Consider the following 19081-nt stretch of genomic DNA (forward strand, 5'->3'; position numbering starts at 1 on the left):
TAAGCTGGCGCTGAGTTTATTGGCTTTGTTAGATACATGTCACTGATCAAATAAATGACAAGCAACTAACCAAACCCATGCGCTGACATGCCGACCGCTTTCGCACAAACCGTCGAAGCCCACTTTGCCGACCTCACCCCCACGTCCAAGCGCATTGCCAGCTATATGCTGGCGAATCTCGAACGACTCGGACTGGAAACGGCTGATCAGATTGCGCAGCAGACGGCCACAACCGGTATTTCCGTGGGCCGGTTTCTGCGCAGCGTCGGCTATCGCAATCTCGACGACCTCAAGCGCGAGCTGCGCGGCGCACAAGCGCGCCCGTGGATGATTACCGACCGGCTCGACGAATACCGGCGTGTGTCCGGACAGTTCGGCAACGCGGCGCATAACGGCGAGAGCGGAGAAAACGGGGCCCTGACCCACTCATTAGAACTCGAAATCGACGCGATCCAGCATGTGTACCAGTTGGCGCACTCGCCCATGTTCGCCCGTATCGCGGAGCGCATTTCCAATGCGGACGCCGTGTATATCCTCGGCATCCAGTCGACGCGCGGCATCAGTAACGCGTTCTACAGCTACCTCGAATATATCCGTGCGCGTGTGTTCTACTCCGACGGCATGTCGGGCTCATACGTCGATTCGCTGAATTCGGAGTTTGCCTCACCGTACCTCGTCATTACCGATACGCGCGCCTACTCGATGATCGCGCGCCGCTATTGTGAAGCCGCGACACGTCGTGGCGTGCCGTTCGCGCTGGTCACCGACATCTATTGTCCCTGGGCTCGCGAATTCGCCTGCGACCTGTTGCAGGTCAAAACCGATGTCGGCCAGTTCTGGGACTCTCTGGCGCCGCTCACCTGCCTGTTCAACCTGCTGATTAGCGCGATCGTCGCGCAACTGGGGTCCGCCATCGACGAACGCGTCGCACGCAATCGCGAGTTGCAAGGCGAATTCAACCAGTTCGATCTCTGAACCCTCTCACAACCGGCATCTCACCGCGCCCTCCATGACAAAACCGCGACTCATCGAAATCACCGCCGCCACGCATGGCGTGGACATCGACCTCGTCTATGCCACCGAGCGCAACCTGACCGGCAAGCCGATCTACAAGGAAGCTCACTGCCTGCTGCTCGAACCCGCCGAAGCCGGCTTGCGCAAGGCCGTTGAAATTGCCCGCGACGCCGGCCTGACCGTGCGGATTTTCGACGCGTACCGTCCGCCGCAGGCGCAACAGGTGCTGTGGGATTTCCTCCCCGATCCCACCTACATCGCCGAGCTTGGCCGTGGGTCGAACCATAGCCGCGGTACGGCGATCGACCTGACGCTGCTCGATGCCGGCCGCAATGAACTCGACATGGGCACGGGCTTCGACGCCATGACGATCGAGTCCGAACACTTCCATACCGGCCTGCCCGCGCACGTGCAGCGCAACCGCCTGTTATTGCTCGGCATCATGCACGCCGCCGGCTTCGCCCACATCAAGAGCGAATGGTGGCATTACGAGCTGCCTGGCTCCCGTGCGCTGCCGGTAATCGACAACAGCGAAAGCGGTCCGCTGCGTCTCATGTAGTGCCCTCGATTTCTCCATCCGTTGTTCCCTGACAGGCTCTACCCCATTCCTATGGAGCGGCAATGAAACTGGTATTGCGCAATGCTTTGACGGCGGCAGCGATCGCCTCCGCCTTGACCTTGTCGTTCGCAGCGGTCAGCCCCGCTACCGCGGCGACGCCGAAAGACATGTTCGTCATGGCGACGTTCCTCGACGAATTCACCACGCTCGATCCAGGCGAAATCTACGAGCTGGTGCCGGAAGAATATGTGGCGAATACGTATGACCGGCTGGTGCGGGTCGATCTGAAAGACCCGTCGAAGTTCAACGGCGATGTCGCGCAATCATGGACCGTGAGCCCCGACGGCCTGACCTTCACGTTCAAGATCCGTTCAGGTCTCAAGTTCCACTCGGGCAATCCGCTGAGCGCCGACGACGTGGCGTGGTCGATCCAGCGCACCGTGCTGCTCGACAAAGGCGCGGCGGCCGTGCTGCAAGGCATTGGCCTGACGAAGGACAATGTGCTCAACAACGTGAAGAAGGTTGACGATACAACCGTCAGTGTGACGACGGACCAGAAATACGCGCCGACGTTCGTGCTGAACGTACTCGGTGCGTGGCCCGCATCGGTGGTGGACAAGCAGTTGCTGCTCACGCACCAGAAAGGCAATGACCTCGGCAACGACTGGCTGCGCACGAACGAGGCCGGCTCCGGCGCCTACAAGCTCGTCAAATGGACCGCTAACGACAGCATCGTCCTGCAGCGCTTCGACGGCTATCGCGTTCCGCTCGCCATGAAGCGTATCGTGTTGCGTCACGTGCCGGAAGCATCGAGCCAGCGCCTGCTGATCGAGAACGGCGACGTCGATGTGGCGCGCAACCTGAGTCCGGACGATCTCGTCGCCCTGACGAAATCCGGCAAGGCGCATGTGAGCGCGGTGCCGCAAGCCACGTTGCTGTACCTCGGCCTGAACGTCAAGAATCCGAACCTGGCCAAACCGGAAGTCCAGGAAGCGATGAAGTGGCTGATCGACTACAACGGCATCCAGAGCAACGTCGCGAAAACCACCTACAAGGTGCACGAAACGTTCCTCCCGGAAGGCTTTCTCGGCGCGCTGAACACGAACCCGTACCAGCAGAACGTCGCGAAGGCCAAGGCGCTGCTGGCAAAGGCCGGCCTCTCGAATGGCTTTTCCGTGACGATGGACGTGCGTAACGGCTACCCGTACAGCGAAATCGCCGAAGCCGTGCAGGCCAATCTCGCCCAGGGCGGCATCAAGGTTCAGATCATCCCCGGCGATAACAAGCAGACGCTCGCCAAGTACCGCTCGCGCTCGCACGACATCTACATTGGTGAATGGTCGGCGGACTACATCGACCCGCACAGCAATGCCCAGGGCTTTACCTGGAATCCCGACAATTCCGACAAATCGGCCTATAAGATGCTCGCATGGCGCAACTCGTGGGACATTCCCGGCCTGACGAAGGAAACCAACGCGGCGCTCGCCGAATCGTCGACAGCAAAGCGCGCCGAGTTGTACCAGACCATGCAGAAGCAGGTGCTCGCGAACTCACCCTTCGTGATCATGTTCCAGCAGGTCTCGCAGGTCGCGGCGCGACCGGGTGTGACGGGACTCGAGGTGGGTCCGATCAACGACCTCGTGTCGTATCGTGATCTGAAGAAGCAGTAACGTTGGCGGCGAAGGCGATACTGTCCAGGCTTCGCCTTCGACCCAGGAACTCATCATGTCGACTCCCCTCACGACTTTCGAGCGCATGCGCGCGCTTTCGGCTGAAAGCGCCAGCGTGCGCTGGACCTTGCGCCTCGTGCGCTGGATCATCACGCTCGTGATCACCTTCACCGGGTTGCTGGCGGTCACGTTCGTGATCGGCCGCAAAATACCGATCGATCCGGTGCTGGCTATTCTCGGCGATCGCGCGTCGGCGACGGCCTACGCGGCGGCGCGTCTGCAGCTCGGGCTCGACAAGCCGCTCGCCGTGCAGTTCCTGATCTATGTGCGCGATGTGCTGCATGGCAACTTCGGCATGTCGCTGCTAACCGCGCACCCTGTTATCGAGGACATCCAGCGTGTGTTTCCCGCGACGCTCGAACTCGCGACGCTGTCCACCATCATCGGCGTGCTGATCGGCGTGCCGCTGGGCGTGATCGCCGCCGTGCGCCACAACCGCTGGATCGATCATGTCGCGCGCTTTGTCGGCCTCGTCGGCAGTTCGGTTCCGGTGTTCTGGCTCGGGCTGATGGGCCTGCTGCTGTTCTATGCGAAGCTGCACTGGGTAGCGGGTCCCGGACGCGTCGATCCAGTGTTCGACGGAATGGTCGATACGCACACGGGCAGCCTGCTCATCGATTCGCTCATGGTGGGCGAATGGGACGTGTTCTTCAATGCGTTCTCGCATATCGCGCTGCCTGCTGCCATTCTCGGCTACTACTCGGTCGCCTATCTGAGCCGCATGACGCGTTCGTTCATGCTCGAACAACTCAGCCAGGAGTACATCACCACGGCACGCGCGAAAGGCTTGCCCGAGCGCCGGGTGATCTGGCGCCACGCGTTCGGCAATATCGCCGTGCCGCTGCTGACCGTGATCGCCCTCACATACAGCTATCTGCTCGAAGGCTCGGTGCTCACCGAAATCGTCTTCGCGTGGCCGGGAATCGGTTCGTATCTGACCGGCGCCCTGCTGAACGCCGATATGAACGCGGTGCTGGGCAGCACGCTCGTAATCGGCGTCACGTTCATCGCGCTCAACCTGCTGACCGACGCGCTTTATCGCGTGTTCGATCCGCGCGCCCGCTGACGTTCGGGAGGTCTCTTTCGTGCTTCCCCCAACCGATCAATCTACGCAAACGCAGGACTGGCCGATGAATGCCGCGCCCCGACGATGGAAAGACTGGCTGCTGAGCGACACACCCGCGTCGCGCAAGCAGGCCGCACTCGGCCTCGCTTACCGGCGCTGGCGGCGCTTCGCGGGCAATCCGCTGTCGGTCTTCGGGCTGGTGATTCTGGCCTTGCTGATCGTCATCGCGGCAATCGGGCCGCTGATCGCGCCACACGATCCGTTGCAACAAGTGCTCTCCGACCGCCTGCTGCCGCCCGGTTCGCCATCGCACTGGTTCGGCACCGACCAGCTTGGCCGGGACATCCTTTCACGGCTGATCTACGGCTCACGCCTCACGCTTTCGATTGCGATTCTCGTTGTGGTGATCGTGGTTCCGGTGGGTCTTCTGATCGGCACCACGGCGGGCTTCTTTGGCGGCTGGGTCGACAACGTGCTGATGCGGATCACCGACGTAGCGCTCGCGTTTCCGAAGATCGTGCTCGCGCTCGCCTTCGCGGCCGCGCTGGGACCCGGTGTGATCAACGCGGTGATCGCCATTTCGATTACGGCCTGGCCGGCCTATGCACGCCTCGCGCGAGCGGAAACGCTCCGGCTCGTGCAGGCCGATTTCATTCACGTCGCGCGCTTGCAGGGCGCCTCGCGGATGCGCATCCTCCTGCGCTATATCATGCCGCTCTGCTCGTCGTCGGTGATCGTGCGCGCGACGCTCGATATGGCCGGCATCATTCTCACTGTCGCGGGTCTTGGCTTCCTCGGCCTCGGCGCGCAACCGCCGAGCCCTGAATGGGGTTTCATGGTCGCGTCGGGCCGCAACGTGCTGCTCGATTCGTGGTGGGTGGCTACCATTCCAGGCTTTGCCATTCTGCTGGTGAGCCTCGCCTTCAACCTGCTCGGCGACGGTCTGCGAGACGTCTTCGATCCGCGCCATGGAGGCTGACATGCCAGCCGCGACGACCCAACCGCTGTGTGAAATCGACGACCTGCGAATCGGCTTTCGTGGGCATGACGGCGAATTGACCGAGGCCGTGCGAGGCCTTTCGCTCACGCTGCAGCGCGGCGAGCGCCTTGGCATCGTCGGCGAGTCCGGTTCGGGCAAATCGCTCACCGGGCGGGCGCTGCTCGGCCTGCTGCCGCCCGCGGCGCAATGCCATGCGAAGGCGATGAAGTTCGACGGTCAGGATCTGCTGAGCATGTCGGTGCGCAAGCGCCGCCAACTGTGCGGCCAGCAGATGGGCATGATCCTGCAAGATCCGAAATTCTCGCTGAACCCGGTGATGACGGTCGCGCAACAGATGCGCGAAGCGTTCGAACTGCACGGTCCGAAGTTCAGCCGTCGCGAGATGCGCGAGAAGATCATCGAGGCGCTGGCCGCGGTGCATATCCGCCATCCGGAGCGTGTCGCGGACTCTTACCCGCACGAGTTGTCGGGTGGCATGGGGCAGCGTGTAATGATCGCCATGATGGTGTCGTCCGGACCGCGTCTGCTCATTGCCGACGAGCCGACCAGCGCGCTCGACGTGCTCGTCTCGATGCAGGTGCTCGGGATTCTCGACGAGATGATCGATAAGCACGACACGGGCCTCATATTTATCAGCCACGACCTGCCCCTCGTCATGTCGTTCTGCGACCGCGTCGTCGTGATGTTTGCGGGACGTGTGGTGGAAACCTGCGCGGCGCGCGATCTCATCCACGCCCAGCATCCCTATACGCGCGCCCTGCTCGCGGCGAATCCACCGCTTGTCAATCCGCCCGATGAACTGCCCGTGTTGAAGCGGGATGCGGCCTGGCTCACGCAACCGGCAGGAGAATCAGCATGATCGATGTCAACGCCCTGACGGTCCGTTTCAGGACCAAAACCGGTGATTTCAACGCAGTTCGCGAGGCGAGCTTTCATGTCGGCGAAGGTGAGGTGTTCGGGCTGGTCGGCGAATCGGGTTCCGGCAAGTCGACGATCCTGCGCGCGCTGACCGGCCTCGCGCCCGTCGCCGGCGGTCATATGAAGATCGGCACGCACGTGCTCGGCGAGAAAATCGACCGTTCCTTTCGACGCGATGTACAGATGGTCTTTCAGGATCCGTACGGCTCACTGCATCCGCGTTTCACGGTCGATCAGACCTTGCGCGAGCCGCTGACCATCAACGGCATCGACCGGCAGGAACAGCGCATTGTCGATGCGCTGCGCGAAGTCGGTTTGGGTCCGGCGTATCGTTTCCGCTATCCGCATCAATTGTCGGGAGGGCAGCGGCAGCGCGTCGCGATTGCGCGGGCGCTGATTGTCGAACCGCGCGTGCTGCTGCTCGATGAACCGACATCCGCGCTCGACGTTTCCGTGCAAGCCGAAATCCTCAACTTGCTGCGACGGCTTCATCGCGAACGCAATCTGACCATGATTCTCGTGAGCCACAACCTCGCGGTGGTCGGCTTTCTCTGCTCGCGCGTCGCGGTCATGCGTAATGGCGAGATCGTCGAGCAGCGCGACATCGCCGCCATTCGCGCGCAGCAGGTCGAGCACGAGTACACGCGCAGCCTGCTGCTCGCGACCACGGGATACCGGCGCGAGTCGGTTCGAAAACATCAGTCGGTTTTGCCGGTCAACGCGCGGCGCGCGACTTCCCCTTCATCGCGTGAAGCGGAATAAAACACGCGTGCCCGGCCAATGATGATTTTCAACATGGCGATCACCGGCACCGCCAGAAAGATGCCCGCCACGCCGCCCAGCTGATCGCCGGCCAGCAATCCGACAATCACGAGAAACGGACTGACCTCCACGCCTTCGCTCATCAGATAAGGATTGAGCACGTAGTCCTGGAATAGCCGGTACAGCGCGATAAAGATCACCAGCCAGAGCAGATGCGCATAGCCGCTGAACACGGCCACCACCAACGTGATGGCCACGGCGCCGAGCGGCCCGGCAAACGGCACGAACTCCAGCAAGCCCGCGCTCACCGCCAGCAGAAAAGCATACGGCACGCCGAGCAGCGAGAACGCCACGCCGTAACAAATCAGCGTGGCCAACGACAGAAACAACATCGCACGCACATATTTCGACAGCAGCACGTTCAGATCGGTCACGATCTCCGCCCACAACGTGCGGTGCCGATCCGTCAGCAGGTCCAGAAACGCGTCGCGCATTTGCGGACCTTCCTTGATCAACAGGAAGCTCAGGATCGGAATCAGCACGAGGTAGATCAGATTGCTGGCCGCATGCACCACGCCGAGGCCGACGCTGCGCGCCATCGGCACGGCCTTGTCGGAGCCGGTTTCAATCTGGCTGCGCACGAAATCCACGATCCGCTCGCGCAATGGTTCGAGAAAATGCGGCAAGGGAAAGCGATTGGGTACGTCGGACTTCATCAAGGCCGGCAACTGCGCGAACAGATGCGTCGCCTGATCCTGCAATTGCACGCCGAACAGCGACCCGGCCACCGCGATCACCGCGACCACCACCACGAACACCAGCGCGATCGACGCCACTCGCGGCACGCGGCGCGGCCGGATGCGTTCGACCAGCTCGACCATCGGGTAGATGAGATAACTGAAGAAGACGGCGAAAACCACCACCAGCACAGTGGATGACGCCATATAGATGCAGAAGAACAGCAGCGCGATAAGAAACGCGGTCCAGACCTTTCTGGCCGTGCTTACGTCGAATCCCAGCATGAACCTTCCTCGAATAGACGATGAGATCCGGCGCCTCTAACGCGCCGGGAACATCGGACGGACATCGGATAACCAAGGCACCCGCGGGCCCAACGACACGCGCCGGCGCCCGGGCCGCGAATGCACCGGGCGGCGCCGAGCGTGACAGATTTACATCAGCTTGCCCAACAGAAATCCGACACCGAGCGCAATCAGCAGCGCGCCGAGCGGATTGTTGCGAGCCGTTTCGGCGACCTGATCGACGCTGTCGCCGTATTTCGCCTGCGCCTTGCCGGCAAGCTGGCGGACCTTGCCTTCGGCCTGCAGGTCCACATCGCCCGTCAAGCCGCCGACGGCATCCTGAACCTTGCCGGCCACATCTTTCACAGAACCTTCGAACTGGTTTGAATTCATCGTGATCCTCCTTGAACAGGGGGTCAGGCAGTCGCCGGCGGAAGCCGGCGCTCTATCGTGACCGCCTTCGCTACCGTTACCGCTTCACGCGGTTGCGTACCGCATCCGCGGCTTCACCGACCTTCGACTGCACCTTGCCGGCCAGTTTCTCAGCCGCGCCTTCGGCCTGAGCCGTCCGGTTGCCGGTGACCTTGCCAATCGCTTCCTTCACGGAACCCTTGACCTGTTTCGCTGCACCTTCCACACGATTCTTGTCCATGACGGTTTCCTTTAAAAAGGTTGAGTTGCACAGAAGACGCCGAGCTCACCATAGGTGGGAAAGCGTGACCGCTTCCACACCTGTCACTCGACCCAGGATTGCATTGTCCCGGCTCAGCCCGCCTGCCGACAGTCGCGAATGCACGTGATCGCCTGGTGCATTTGAACGCGTCCCGGCATGCATCCATTCGCGGAACGACGCCTTGCTTCGCGTCGCGCGCTTCCGGCCAGCCGGACTTCATTAGCACGGTTCGTTCCCGGCCGCCCTCGCCGGTCGGCGGATCCCCAGGACGACCTCGCGCTCATGCCGGTTTCGGTCCTTTGCGGCGCGGCGCGCTGCCGGGTTCGAGGCCGAAATGGCCGCGCGCGCGAGCCCACACGATTGCCTCGGTACGACTGTGCACGTCGAGCTTCGCGTAGATCGTGGCGACGTGATTGCGCACCGTGTTTGGCGCCAGCCCGAGTTCGCGGGCGATCTCCTTGTCGGCGAGGCCGCCGCACAAGCAGGCGAACACGTCGCGCTCGCGCGCGGTCAGATCGGCGAGATGGCCGCCCGCGTCGGGCGCGTTTGCGCGCCGCACGTTGACCAGCTTTTCGATCAGCGTCTGGCTGAACCACGAGGCGTCCTGCATGACGGTTTCGATCGCCGTCACCAGCTCCATTTCGGAGCGCTTGCGATCGGTAATGTCGAGCAAGGTCATCAACACGCAGTCCTTGCCGTGAATGCTGACCGCCTCGGCGGAAACGAGGCAATTCAGCGCTTCGCCGGCATGGCTGTTCACGAGAAACTCCATGTTGCGCAGGCTGCCGCTCTCCTCCAGCGCCGCGCGGATCCGCGCGCAGGCGTCGTCGGTCCACAGGCGGCTCTGATCGAGCGGTTTGCCCAGCAACTCCTCGGGTGTGAAGCCGGTGGTCGCGGTGAAGGCGTCGTTGATATCGAGCGTGGTGTAGTCGTCGGCCGCGAAGAGCGCGGTGGACACGGGCGTCATCCTGAACGACTTCTCGAAGCGCTCCTCGCTCTGGCGCAGCGCGCTCTCGGCGCGTTTGCGCGGCTCCAGATCCATGAAGGTGAACAGCATGCAGGCCTCTTCACCGATATCGATCGGCTGACCGGCCACCACCACGAATTTCGTGCCGCCTTCAGGCAAGCGCAGCAAGGCTTCCATCTGCGGAATGGTCGCGCCTTCGCTCAGCCGTTCGATTGCAAGTTCGCGCCGCTCGGCGCCTTCGAACACGTCGAGCTCGTACACCGAGCGGCCGATCACGTCCTCGCGCACATAGCCGGTCATCTCGAGAAAGCCCTGATTGACCTTGATATAACGCTGGTCGCTCAGGCGGCAGATCACGGCCGGCGCGGGATTGGCGTTGAAGGTCTTCTCGAAGCGCTTCTCGGCGCTCGCCCATTCACTCGCGTCGTGCAGGATCAGCGCGAGACAGTCGGGCTCGCCGCGCGCGTTGGTCAGCACGAGGCTGCGCACGCGATGCACCCAGTTCACCTCGTCGTCGTGCGCCGGGAAGACTTCGACCACCACGTCGCTGAAGCACTCGCCCGCGACCACGCGTTCGATCGGGTAACTGCCTTCCGGCAGCGGATGGTTGTTGCGATAGCGCAGACGAAAGCGCTCGCGGTATTCGGTGACGTCGGCGCCCAGTTGCGCGACTTCGGCGATGCCGTGCATGTCGAGCGCGGCCTGATTCGCCCAGACGATCGTCTGGTCCGGCTCGACGAGAATCACGCCCTCGGTCAGCCCGGTGATGATCTGCTGCAACTGGCGACGGTCGGTCTGCGAACGCAGCACCTTGTCGTCGGCGGGCGGAGCGTCGTCCGGATCGTTGGATTGCACCACGGTAAAGGGTGCAGCGGAGTGTGTTGTCGTCATTGTGGGGGATGAGCGCGAGCGGCGCGCGCGAAAGCCTGTCCAGCACGGAGAATCGCCGAAATCGCGGCAGAGCGCCAATCGCCAATGCACCAGGCCGACTGGTGCATGCGCACCAGGTGCGGGCGGCGAGGCGGCAGCAAAAGGCTTCGGTGCCGGACTTCGGGCTCGTCGAAACGAACTGCGCCGGCGGCAAGCGCCGCCACAGGCAAAAATCCGCGCAAAAAACCAATTATCGTTTCAAATGGTGTGAATTTACCGCTTCATACCATCATCTTGACTCATTTTTTCGTTTCGATTTGTATCCGATATGGCCTATTATTAGAACTCAAACGAGTCAAACTGACGCAATATCGGTGGAGAGGTAGGAGCATGACGCCATCCGCTACGAGATCGCCGGCGCTGCCGATCACGCTCGGCCTGGCAGGCGCGATTCCCTTTGTCGCACTGGCCGTGCTGGTCAATACAGTCGGCGCGCACGAGGACTTCTTGCGCCACGCCATGCTGGCGTACGGCGCGTGCATTGTGTCGTTCGTGGGCGCGGTGCATTGGGGAATCTGGCTGGCGGCAGCCGATCCCCCACCGCATTCGGGAATGGCGCTGAGTTGGAGTGTCCTGCCGGCCATCGCCGCATGGGCCCTGCTGGCAATCGGCACGCGCTACGCGTTTCCTGGCATGGCGGCGCTGCTCGCGACCTGCCTGCTGGTCGATCTGGCGCTCTGGCGAATCGATGCGCTGCCGACCTGGTATCTGCGCATGCGCGCGTTGCTGACCACCATCGGCGCGCTGTGTCTGTTGGCGGCTATGCAGTGACGCGGCGGTGCGCCAGCACGGCACGGCATGCCGCGCTAGCGCACGCCTTTCTTCAGCCCTGCTCTCCGCCCAACGCGGCGAGCGGATGCGACTCCCGCTTCCACGGCGAAGCAAGGAAGTGCCTGACGCGTTCGGGCCGCACTTCGGCGAGCGCGGCGGGAGCCCAGCGGGCCTTGCGATCCTTGTCGATCAACTGGGCTCGCACGCCCTCGCAGAAGTCGCCCTCCTCGATCACGCGTTTGACGATGCCCAACTCCATGCGGAAGCACTCCGCCAAAGTCATCTGCCGGCCGCGCAAAAGCGCCTCGCGGGTAACGTAAAGCATGGTGGGCGAATGGCCGGTCAGTGCGTCGTACGTGGACTGCAACCATTGCTTCACCTCGCGCGGCGGCTCGCGCTCCAGGTCATGGCGCACGGTCGCGACCATCCGTTCGATACTCGAGCGCCGATCGAAGTGCCGCAGGATCAGTTGCGTAAACGGCCCCAATGCCGCGTGCGGAACAATGTTGCACGGCGGCTCGAACACGCCGCGCAAGGCGGCCATCAGGTCGCCTTCCAACGACATGCGCTGCAAACGCTCTTCAAAGCTCGCGAGCCATTCGGCCGGCACGCACAGATCCGCCAGTTGCAGGCGCAACGCATCGGCACCGGACAAGGTCGCGCCAGTCAGCCCGACATACAACTCGAGTTCCGCCGGCATCACGCTCAGAAAGCGCGTCGCGCCGACGTCCGGCAGAAAGCCGATGCGCGTCTCCGGCATGGCGATCTTGCTGCGCTCGGTCACGATGCGCAGCCGCGCCGCCTGCCCGAGCCCCATGCCACCGCCCATCGCAATGCCATCGAGCAGCGCGACCACCGGCTTCGGAAACGTGTGCAGCGCGTAGTCGAGCCGGTATTCATCGACGAAGAACGCGAGCCAGCGGCTGTCGCTGTTCTTCGCGAGCCGCTGCACTTCGCGCACGTCGCCGCCGGCGCAGAAGCCTTTGGTGCCCGCGCCTTTCAGCACGAGCGCGACGATGCCGTCGTCGGTGCGGCAATGTTCGACCAGCACGGCAAGCTCGCGCACCATGGCGTGCGAAAGCGCGTTGAGCGCGGCGGGCCGGTTCAGCGTGACGATCGCCACACGGTTGACGACGCGAAACAGAATCTCGCGCTCCACTTCGAGACTCGTATCGGGTGCCACGCTTTGCAAGGCGCTCATCAACGCGTCTCCTGATCGGCCTGCGTGGCCTGTGTGACCTGCGTCACCTGCCAGCGTGGCGCGCGCTTTTCGAGGAACGCATTGACGCCTTCGCGCTGATCGGCGCCGTCGAACAGATCGACGAAGCGCTCGCGCTCCAGCGCTAGCGCCGCCGTGCGTGGCACGCCGTTGCGGGCCTGATGAATCAGCGTCTTGCTGAAGCCGACCGCCTGCGGGCTCAACGTGGCGACACGCGCGGCCATGGTCAGCGCGGCCTCGCGCGCCGCGCCCTTCTCCACCACCTCTTCGACGAGACCGATGCGCAACGCCGTCGTTGCGTCGACGCGCTCGCCGGTCAGAATCATCCGCTTGGCCCAGCCTTCGCCGACCAGCCATGGCAGCGTCTGCGTGCCGCAACCACACGGCAGCAAGCCGACCGCGGTCTCGGGCAACGCCAGCAACGCATGCTGTTCCGCAATGCGGATATCGCACGCCAGCGCGCATTCAAGCCCGCCGCCCATCGCATAGCCGTTGATCGCCGCGATCACCACAGGCCGCGCGTTCTGCAAGGTTTCGAACGCTGCGCCAAAGCGCGCCGCCGCCGTGCGTGCGACTTCGCGGTTGCCGTCGGCGAACGTGTTCAAATCGGCGCCCGCGCTGAAGAACTTGGGGCCGTCGCCGGTAATCACGATCGCCCGCACACGCGCTTCTCCGTTCAGGCGTTCGACCGTCTGTTGCAGTTGCAACAAACCCTCGGGCGTGAACGCGTTGGCGGGCGGCCGCTTGAGCGTGAGTTGGGCGACGGCGCCGTCGTGCAAGTAGTCCAGTTCGATCATGACGCGCCTCCGTCCTTGCCATCCTGACGATAGAGCTTGATGACCGCCGAAAAGTCGAGGCGTCCCGCGCCTTTCGTGCTCATCGTCTGATAAAGCTGTTGCGCCAATGCGCCGAGATAGACCGGCTGACGCGCGGCTTTCGCGGCGTCGGTGGCGAGGCCCAGATCTTTGAGCATCAGATCCGTGCCGAAGCCGCCGGTATAACCACGGGTGGACGGCGCCGTCTCGATCACGCCGGGCATCGGGTTGTAGGTATCCGAACTCCAGCAGCGTCCCGTCGACGTATTGATGATGCCGCCCAGCACTTTCGCGTCGATGCCGAGCGCCTCGCCGAGCGACATGGCCTCGGCCACGCCCGCCATCGTGATGCCGAGCACCAGGTTGTTGCAGATCTTCGCGACCTGGCCGGTGCCAGTGTCGCCGCAATGCACGATGTTCTTGCCCATTGCCGAGAGCACCGGCTTGACCTGCTCGAACGCGCTCGCGCTGCCGCCGACCATGAAGGTCAGCGTGCCCGCCGCCGCGCCGCCGGTGCCACCCGAGACGGGCGCATCGACAAAGCGGTTGCCGTGTTGCTGCGCGAGTTCGGCGAACGCCTTGACGCTCACGGGGTCGATCGTGCTCGAATCGATGATGGTCACGCCGCTGGCAATGCCGGCGAAGATGCCGTTGTCCGCCGTCAGCACGCTGCGCACGTGCGCCGCGGCGGGCAGCATGGTGATCACGCATTCCACGTCGGTGACGGCCGCTTTCGGCGAAGCGGCGGCTTTCGCGCCTGCATCGACGAGTGCCTGCACGGCTTGCGCGTTGAGGTCGAACACATTGACCGCGTGGCCCGCCTTGAGCAGGTTGTGCGCCATCGGCGCGCCCATGTTGCCGAGTCCGATAAAGCCTATTTTCATGATGTCGTTCTCCGTGTGTCCGCTCGCTCGGGACGCGCTCAGCGCAGGCTGATGGTCGTGTTGACGCCGTCGTTCACGGTGTCGTCGTCGAACCAGCGGGCGGTGACGGTCTTGGTCTGCGTGTAGAACTGCACGACCTGTTTGCCGTAGGGGCCGAGATCGCCGAGCTTCGAGCCACGCGAGCCGGTAAAGCTGAAGGACGGCACCGGCACCGGAATCGGAATGTTGATGCCGACCTGGCCGATATCGATCTCGCTCTGGAACTTGCGCGCCGCCGCGCCGCTCTGCGTGAAAAGGCCCACGCCGTTGCCGAACGGATTGCGATTGACGAGTTCGATCGCGTCGTCGAGCGTCGCCACGTTCAGCACCACGAGCACCGGCCCGAAGATTTCCTGCCGGTAGATTTCCATCCCGGTCGTGACGTCGGTGAAGACCGTCGGGCCGATGAAGTTGCCTTGCTCGTAGCCCGGCACTTTCACGTCGCGGCCATCCAGCGCCAACGTGGCGCCTTCTTTCACGCCCGTTTCGATCAAGCCGAGAATGCGTTGCTTCGCGGCGCGCGAGACTACCGGGCCGATGTCCGTGTTCGGTTCGTTGCCCGCGTTGACCTTCAGCGTCTTCGCCTTCGCCACCAGGTCCGGCAGCCATTGCTGCGCGGCGCCGACCAGCACGACCACCGAGGTCGCCATGCAACGCTGTCCGGCTGCGCCGAATCCCGCGCCGGCCAGTGCATTCAGCGTTTGCTCGCGGTTCGCATCGGGCAGCACGACCGCGTGATTTTTCGCGCCCATCATCGATTGAACGCGCTTGCCGTGCTCGCTGCCGAGGCGGTACACATGCGTGCCCACGGCCGTCGAGCCCACGAACGAAATAGCCTTGATGAGTTCGTGCGTGCAGAGCGCGTCGACCACGTCCTTGCCGCCATGCACCACGTTCAGCACGCCCTTCGGCACGCCGGCTTCGAGCGCGAGTTCGACCAGTTGCATGGTCGAGAGCGGATCCTGCTCCGAGGGCTTCAGCACGAACGTATTGCCGCACACGATCGCCATCGGGAACATCCACAGCGGGATCATCGCCGGGAAATTGAACGGCGTAATGCCCGCGCACACGCCGATCGGCTGACGCAACGTGTAGGTGTCCACGCCACCCGCCACGTTCTCCGCAAATTCGCCCTGCTGCAGCGTGCCGATCGAACACGCATGCTCGACCACTTCGAGGCCGCGGAAGATATCGCCTTCGGCGTCGGGAATCGTCTTGCCCTGCTCGGCGCTCAGGGTCTTGGCGATACGCGGCATATGCTCGCGTATCAGCGCCTGGTACTTCAGCATGATGCGCATGCGCGCGCCGATCGGCGTGTTCTTCCAGGTCTTGAAGGCGGTGTGGGCGGAACGGATGGCTTCGTTGACCTCATCGGCGGTGGCGAACGGTACGCGCGCCAGCACCTCCTGCGTGGCGGGGTTGACGATGTCGCGCCATTCGGTGGTCTTCGATTCGACGAACTCGCCGTTGATCAACAGTTTGACGGTGGCAATGGCCGCAGTTGCGCTCATGCTGAAACTCCTGTGCAGTGGCCGCGAGGCGGCCGGGCAGTGACTGGGAATAAAAAGAATCAACGCAGATCCGGGAAGTCCTCTTCCCAATACTCGCCGGGCAGGCGCGCGGGCTCGGCCGCGCGTTCCATTTCGCGGCGCCGCAATTCGACGCGGCGGATCTTGCCGGAGATGGTCTTGGGCAGTTCGCTGAATTGCAGGCGGCGAATCCGCTTGTACGGTGCGAGCTTTTCGCGCGAAAACGCGAACACGGCGCGCGCGAGTTCGGGCCCGGCTTCGAAGCCATGGCGCACGGTGACGAACGCCTTGGGCACCGACAGACGCAGCGCGTCGGCGCTCGGCACCACGGCGGCTTCGCCGATCGCCTCATGCTCGATCAGCACGCTCTCGAGTTCGAACGGACTCAGGCGGTAATCGGACGACTTGAACACATCGTCGGCGCGGCCGACGTAGACGTAGTAGCCGTCGTCGCGGCGCAGCGCGACGTCGGACGTGCGGTAGAAACCGTTGCGCATAGCCTGCGCGGTGGCATTGGCATTGTTCGCATAGCCGGTCATCAAGCCGAGCGGACGCTCGTCCAGCGGCAACGCGATTTCGCCTTCGGTGACGGGCTGATCGTCCGCATCCAGAAGCTCGATCCTGTAGCCCGGCAGCGGACGCCCCATCGAACCGGGCACGACCGGCTGCCCCGGCGAATTGCCGATCTGGCAGGTAGTCTCGGTCTGGCCGAAGCCATCGCGAATCGTAATGCCCCACGCGTGCTTCACGCGCTCGATGATCTCGGGATTCAACGGCTCGCCGGCGCCGACGATTTCGCGCAGCTTGACCGGATACTCGGTGAGGTGCTCCTGCACGAGCATGCGCCACACGGTCGGCGGTGCGCACAGCGTGGTGACGTTGAAACGCACCAGCACGTTCAGCGTGTCTTTCGGCACGAAGCGCGGGAAGTTGAACACGAACACGCAGGCCTGAGCATTCCACGGCGCGAAGAAGCAGCTCCACGCGTGCTTGGCCCAGCCCGGCGAGCTGATATTCCAATGGATGTCGTTCGGTTGCAGACCGATCCAGTACATCGTCGACATATGGCCGACCGGGTAGCTTTGATGCGTATGTTCGACGAGCTTGGGTTTCGAGGTCGTCCCCGAGGTGAAGTACAGCAGCATCGGGTCGGTCGCTTGCGTCACGCCTTGTGGCGTGAATTGCGGCGATGCGTCATAGGCCGCGGCCAGATCGATCCAGCCGTCGCGCGGCGTGCCAACGGACAGGCGCGTGAGCGGCGTCTCCAGCGTATCGAATTTGGCCAGCTCCGCGCTATCGACCACCACGAACTTCGCGCCGCCGATCTGCACGCGGTCGCGCACGTCGTCGGCGGAAAGCTGGGTGGTGGCGGGCAGCACGATTGCGCCGAGCTTCATGGCCGCGAGCATCACGTCCCAGAGTTCGACGCGGTTCGGCAGCATCAACAGCACACGGTCGCCGCGACCCACGCCGACACCGCGCAGGAAATTCGCCATGCGCGCCGAACGCTCCGACATTTGCGCGTACGACAGGCGCAGACCGTCGCTGGCCGGATCGTCGACGATCCACAGCGCGGGATTGTCGTTATTGCGCGCGATCACGTCGAAGTAGTCGAGCGCCCAGTTGAACTCGCCCAGTGCCGGCCACGCGAATTCGCTGTAGGCGCGGTCGTAGTCGGTTCGATGGCGCAGTAACAGATCGCGCGCTTCGAAAAAGCCTTTCGCTGCAGTCATCGTCGTCTCCAGATGGCGCGGTATGCGCTCCGTTTTTTTGTCCCGTTCCTGCACTGCTGTCTGCTCGACGGGCAAGCTATTCTGCGCTCAAACGCAAGCTCGTCCGCATCGCGCCGCAATTACACATGGCGCGCAATCACCATGCGTTGCACTTCACTCGTCCCTTCGTAAATCTGCGTGATACGCGCATCGCGATAGTGCCGCTCCACCGCATAGTCCTCCAGATAACCGTACCCGCCGTGAATCTGGATGGCGTTCGAGCAGATTTCCTCCGCCAGCTCCGACGCGAACAGCTTCGCCTGCGATGCCTCCGACAAACACGGCTTGCCCGCCGTGCGCAACCGCGCCGCGTGATGCACGAGCAGGCGCGCGGCGTTCAGGCGCGTGGCCATGTCGGCAAGCATATTGGCGATGGTCTGATGCTCCTTTAACGCTTTGCCGAACTGGATGCGTTCGTTTGCATAGAGACGCGCGGCATCGAACGCGGCCCGGGCGATGCCGACCGCCTGCGCGGCAATGCCGATGCGGCCGCCTTCGAGATTCGACAGCGCGATGCGCAAGCCCTCGCCCGGCTGGCCGAGCAGGTTCGCTTCGGGCACGGCGCAGTCGTCGAGCGAGATGGGGCAGGTGTCGGAGGCGCGAATGCCGAGCTTGTGTTCCGGCTTGCCGACGTTGAATCCCGGCGTATCCGTCGGCACGATGAAGGCCGACAGACCACGCTTGCCGCGCTCGGGATCGGTGACGGCGAACACGATCGCGAGGTCGGCGCGAGAACCGTTGGTCACGAACTGCTTGCTGCCGTTGAGAATCCACTTGCCGTCGCGCAACACGGCGCGGGTGCGCAGATTGTTCGCCTCGGAGCCTGCCTGCGGCTCGGTCAGGCAGAACGCGCCGATGCGGCGGCCGGTCGCCAGATCCTGCAGATAGCGGTCTTTTTGCGCGTCCGTGCCGAAGTTGAGAATCGGCCCGCAGCCGACCGAGTTATGCACGCTCATCAGCGTGGCGCAGGCGGCACAGCCCGCGGCGATCTCTTCGAGCGCGAGCGCGTAAGCCACGTAGTCGGTGTAGGAGCCGCCCCACTCCGCCGGCACGATCATGCCGAGAAAGCCCAGTTCGCCCATTTGCGTGACGACCTCGGCGGGCAGTTGCGCGTCGCGGTCCCATTGACCCGCGTACGGGGCGAGCCGCTCGGTGGCAAAGTCGCGCGCCGCGTCGCGGATCATGCGTTGTTCGTCGGTGTAGAAGCTGTCCATAGCGCTCGATCCTGTGCTGTGCGTCTGATCGCGGTGGTTGCCCAAGGCAGCCTGCGCGCGATCGGTTCGGACCCAGTGTAGGCAAGCCACGGTGCAGGTTCGATGCTCAGCCCGATCAATCTGACTGAGCGCATTTGCCATACTGGTACGATGCGAAGCTGACTCCACCCGCAATTTCAAGGACTTGGCGAAGCGTC

Annotated in this window: 18 protein-coding genes; 8 read left to right on the plus strand and 10 right to left on the minus strand. The window is 63.4% G+C overall.

The features are described from left to right. Positions 1 to 87: 87 nt before the first annotated feature. From sapR to P0D70_RS08630, 7 genes are all read left to right on the plus strand, one after another. Entirely contained in the window at positions 88 to 975 is an 888-nt protein-coding gene (gene sapR, locus P0D70_RS08600) for a sap1 transcriptional regulator SapR (protein ID WP_408184109.1), read from the plus strand. Between the two features lie 34 nt (positions 976 to 1009). Beyond that, positions 1010 to 1573 carry a D-alanyl-D-alanine dipeptidase gene (ddpX, locus tag P0D70_RS08605; protein WP_408184110.1) on the plus strand — a complete coding sequence of 188 codons (564 nt, stop codon included), beginning with the start codon at positions 1010 to 1012 and terminating at the stop codon, positions 1571 to 1573. Positions 1574 to 1635: 62 nt separating this feature from the next. Then, positions 1636 to 3243 (plus strand): ABC transporter substrate-binding protein, encoded by a 1608-nt coding sequence (locus P0D70_RS08610; RefSeq protein ID WP_408184111.1) that lies wholly within the window; start codon positions 1636 to 1638, stop codon positions 3241 to 3243. A gap of 55 nt (positions 3244 to 3298) precedes the next feature. After that, on the plus strand, positions 3299 to 4369 hold the full coding sequence (locus P0D70_RS08615) for an ABC transporter permease (RefSeq protein WP_408184112.1): 1071 nt from the start codon (positions 3299 to 3301) through the stop codon (positions 4367 to 4369). Between the two features lie 64 nt (positions 4370 to 4433). Further along, complete coding sequence (nikC, locus tag P0D70_RS08620; RefSeq protein ID WP_408184113.1) at positions 4434 to 5348, plus strand: nickel transporter permease; 915 nt, start codon at positions 4434 to 4436, stop codon at positions 5346 to 5348. 1 nt (position 5349) lies between these two features. Continuing rightward, the gene (locus P0D70_RS08625) at positions 5350 to 6228 is read left to right on the plus strand and encodes an ABC transporter ATP-binding protein (RefSeq protein WP_408184114.1); all 879 of its coding nucleotides are present in this window, start codon (positions 5350 to 5352) and stop codon (positions 6226 to 6228) included. Then, on the plus strand, positions 6225 to 7049 hold the full coding sequence (locus P0D70_RS08630) for an ABC transporter ATP-binding protein (protein ID WP_408184115.1): 825 nt from the start codon (positions 6225 to 6227) through the stop codon (positions 7047 to 7049). The genes P0D70_RS08625 and P0D70_RS08630 overlap by 4 nt, the downstream gene beginning before the upstream one ends. On the opposite strand, the gene P0D70_RS08635 is transcribed toward P0D70_RS08630, so the two are convergent. The 4 genes from P0D70_RS08635 to P0D70_RS08650 form a co-directional block, all read right to left on the minus strand. Beyond that, positions 6986 to 8071: an AI-2E family transporter gene (locus tag P0D70_RS08635; RefSeq protein WP_408184116.1), complete on the minus strand. Its 1086-nt coding sequence runs from the start codon at positions 8069 to 8071 to the stop codon at positions 6986 to 6988. The two genes, P0D70_RS08630 and P0D70_RS08635, sit on opposite strands and share 64 nt — an antisense overlap. A gap of 150 nt (positions 8072 to 8221) precedes the next feature. Beyond that, positions 8222 to 8464 carry a CsbD family protein gene (locus P0D70_RS08640; RefSeq protein WP_091807780.1) on the minus strand — a complete coding sequence of 81 codons (243 nt, stop codon included), beginning with the start codon at positions 8462 to 8464 and terminating at the stop codon, positions 8222 to 8224. Between the two features lie 76 nt (positions 8465 to 8540). Further along, positions 8541 to 8723 (minus strand): CsbD family protein, encoded by a 183-nt coding sequence (locus P0D70_RS08645; protein ID WP_091807777.1) that lies wholly within the window; start codon positions 8721 to 8723, stop codon positions 8541 to 8543. A gap of 301 nt (positions 8724 to 9024) precedes the next feature. Continuing rightward, on the minus strand, positions 9025 to 10602 hold the full coding sequence (locus P0D70_RS08650; protein WP_408184117.1) for a PAS domain S-box protein: 1578 nt from the start codon (positions 10600 to 10602) through the stop codon (positions 9025 to 9027). 369 nt (positions 10603 to 10971) lie between these two features. On the opposite strand from P0D70_RS08650, the gene P0D70_RS08655 reads away from it, so the two are divergent. After that, entirely contained in the window at positions 10972 to 11412 is a 441-nt protein-coding gene (locus tag P0D70_RS08655; protein ID WP_091807774.1) for a DUF3429 domain-containing protein, read from the plus strand. 52 nt (positions 11413 to 11464) lie between these two features. Here the strand turns inward: P0D70_RS08655 and P0D70_RS08660 are convergent, their stop codons facing one another. The 6 genes from P0D70_RS08660 to P0D70_RS08685 all read right to left on the minus strand — a co-directional run bounded on the left by P0D70_RS08660 (position 11465) and on the right by P0D70_RS08685 (position 18884). Then, the gene (locus tag P0D70_RS08660; protein WP_408184118.1) at positions 11465 to 12613 is read right to left on the minus strand and encodes an enoyl-CoA hydratase/isomerase family protein; all 1149 of its coding nucleotides are present in this window, start codon (positions 12611 to 12613) and stop codon (positions 11465 to 11467) included. After that, complete coding sequence (locus P0D70_RS08665) at positions 12613 to 13428, minus strand: enoyl-CoA hydratase (protein WP_408184119.1); 816 nt, start codon at positions 13426 to 13428, stop codon at positions 12613 to 12615. Before P0D70_RS08665 ends, P0D70_RS08660 begins: the two co-directional genes overlap by 1 nt. Further along, positions 13425 to 14330, minus strand: a complete 906-nt coding sequence (gene mmsB, locus P0D70_RS08670; protein ID WP_408184120.1) for a 3-hydroxyisobutyrate dehydrogenase — start codon at positions 14328 to 14330, stop codon at positions 13425 to 13427. The genes P0D70_RS08665 and mmsB overlap by 4 nt, the downstream gene beginning before the upstream one ends. Before the next feature lie 38 nt (positions 14331 to 14368). Next, complete coding sequence (locus tag P0D70_RS08675) at positions 14369 to 15880, minus strand: CoA-acylating methylmalonate-semialdehyde dehydrogenase (RefSeq protein WP_408184121.1); 1512 nt, start codon at positions 15878 to 15880, stop codon at positions 14369 to 14371. A 59-nt stretch (positions 15881 to 15939) separates the two neighbouring features. Beyond that, positions 15940 to 17631, minus strand: a complete 1692-nt coding sequence (locus P0D70_RS08680; protein WP_408184122.1) for an AMP-binding protein — start codon at positions 17629 to 17631, stop codon at positions 15940 to 15942. Between the two features lie 119 nt (positions 17632 to 17750). Continuing rightward, positions 17751 to 18884 (minus strand): acyl-CoA dehydrogenase, encoded by a 1134-nt coding sequence (locus P0D70_RS08685; protein WP_408184123.1) that lies wholly within the window; start codon positions 18882 to 18884, stop codon positions 17751 to 17753. Positions 18885 to 19081 lie beyond the last annotated feature (197 nt).

The organism is Paraburkholderia sp. RL17-381-BIF-C (genome assembly GCF_046026435.1).
In the GTDB taxonomy this organism is placed as follows: Bacteria; Pseudomonadota; Gammaproteobacteria; order Burkholderiales; family Burkholderiaceae; genus Paraburkholderia.

Coding starts and splice junctions, on each gene's coding strand:
- mmsB (WP_408184120.1), bottom strand. CDS start 14,330: ATGAAAATAGGCTTTATCGGACTCGGCAACATGGGCGCGCCGATGGCG.
- P0D70_RS08665 (WP_408184119.1), bottom strand. CDS start 13,428: ATGATCGAACTGGACTACTTGCACGACGGCGCCGTCGCCCAACTCACG.
- nikC (WP_408184113.1), top strand. CDS start 4,434: ATGAATGCCGCGCCCCGACGATGGAAAGACTGGCTGCTGAGCGACACA.
- sapR (WP_408184109.1), top strand. CDS start 88: ATGCCGACCGCTTTCGCACAAACCGTCGAAGCCCACTTTGCCGACCTC.
- P0D70_RS08615 (WP_408184112.1), top strand. CDS start 3,299: ATGTCGACTCCCCTCACGACTTTCGAGCGCATGCGCGCGCTTTCGGCT.
- P0D70_RS08685 (WP_408184123.1), bottom strand. CDS start 18,884: ATGGACAGCTTCTACACCGACGAACAACGCATGATCCGCGACGCGGCG.
- P0D70_RS08640 (WP_091807780.1), bottom strand. CDS start 8,464: ATGAATTCAAACCAGTTCGAAGGTTCTGTGAAAGATGTGGCCGGCAAG.
- P0D70_RS08655 (WP_091807774.1), top strand. CDS start 10,972: ATGACGCCATCCGCTACGAGATCGCCGGCGCTGCCGATCACGCTCGGC.
- P0D70_RS08645 (WP_091807777.1), bottom strand. CDS start 8,723: ATGGACAAGAATCGTGTGGAAGGTGCAGCGAAACAGGTCAAGGGTTCC.
- P0D70_RS08610 (WP_408184111.1), top strand. CDS start 1,636: ATGAAACTGGTATTGCGCAATGCTTTGACGGCGGCAGCGATCGCCTCC.
- P0D70_RS08630 (WP_408184115.1), top strand. CDS start 6,225: ATGATCGATGTCAACGCCCTGACGGTCCGTTTCAGGACCAAAACCGGT.
- P0D70_RS08675 (WP_408184121.1), bottom strand. CDS start 15,880: ATGAGCGCAACTGCGGCCATTGCCACCGTCAAACTGTTGATCAACGGC.
- ddpX (WP_408184110.1), top strand. CDS start 1,010: ATGACAAAACCGCGACTCATCGAAATCACCGCCGCCACGCATGGCGTG.
- P0D70_RS08660 (WP_408184118.1), bottom strand. CDS start 12,613: ATGAGCGCCTTGCAAAGCGTGGCACCCGATACGAGTCTCGAAGTGGAG.
- P0D70_RS08625 (WP_408184114.1), top strand. CDS start 5,350: ATGCCAGCCGCGACGACCCAACCGCTGTGTGAAATCGACGACCTGCGA.
- P0D70_RS08635 (WP_408184116.1), bottom strand. CDS start 8,071: ATGCTGGGATTCGACGTAAGCACGGCCAGAAAGGTCTGGACCGCGTTT.
- P0D70_RS08680 (WP_408184122.1), bottom strand. CDS start 17,631: ATGACTGCAGCGAAAGGCTTTTTCGAAGCGCGCGATCTGTTACTGCGC.
- P0D70_RS08650 (WP_408184117.1), bottom strand. CDS start 10,602: ATGACGACAACACACTCCGCTGCACCCTTTACCGTGGTGCAATCCAAC.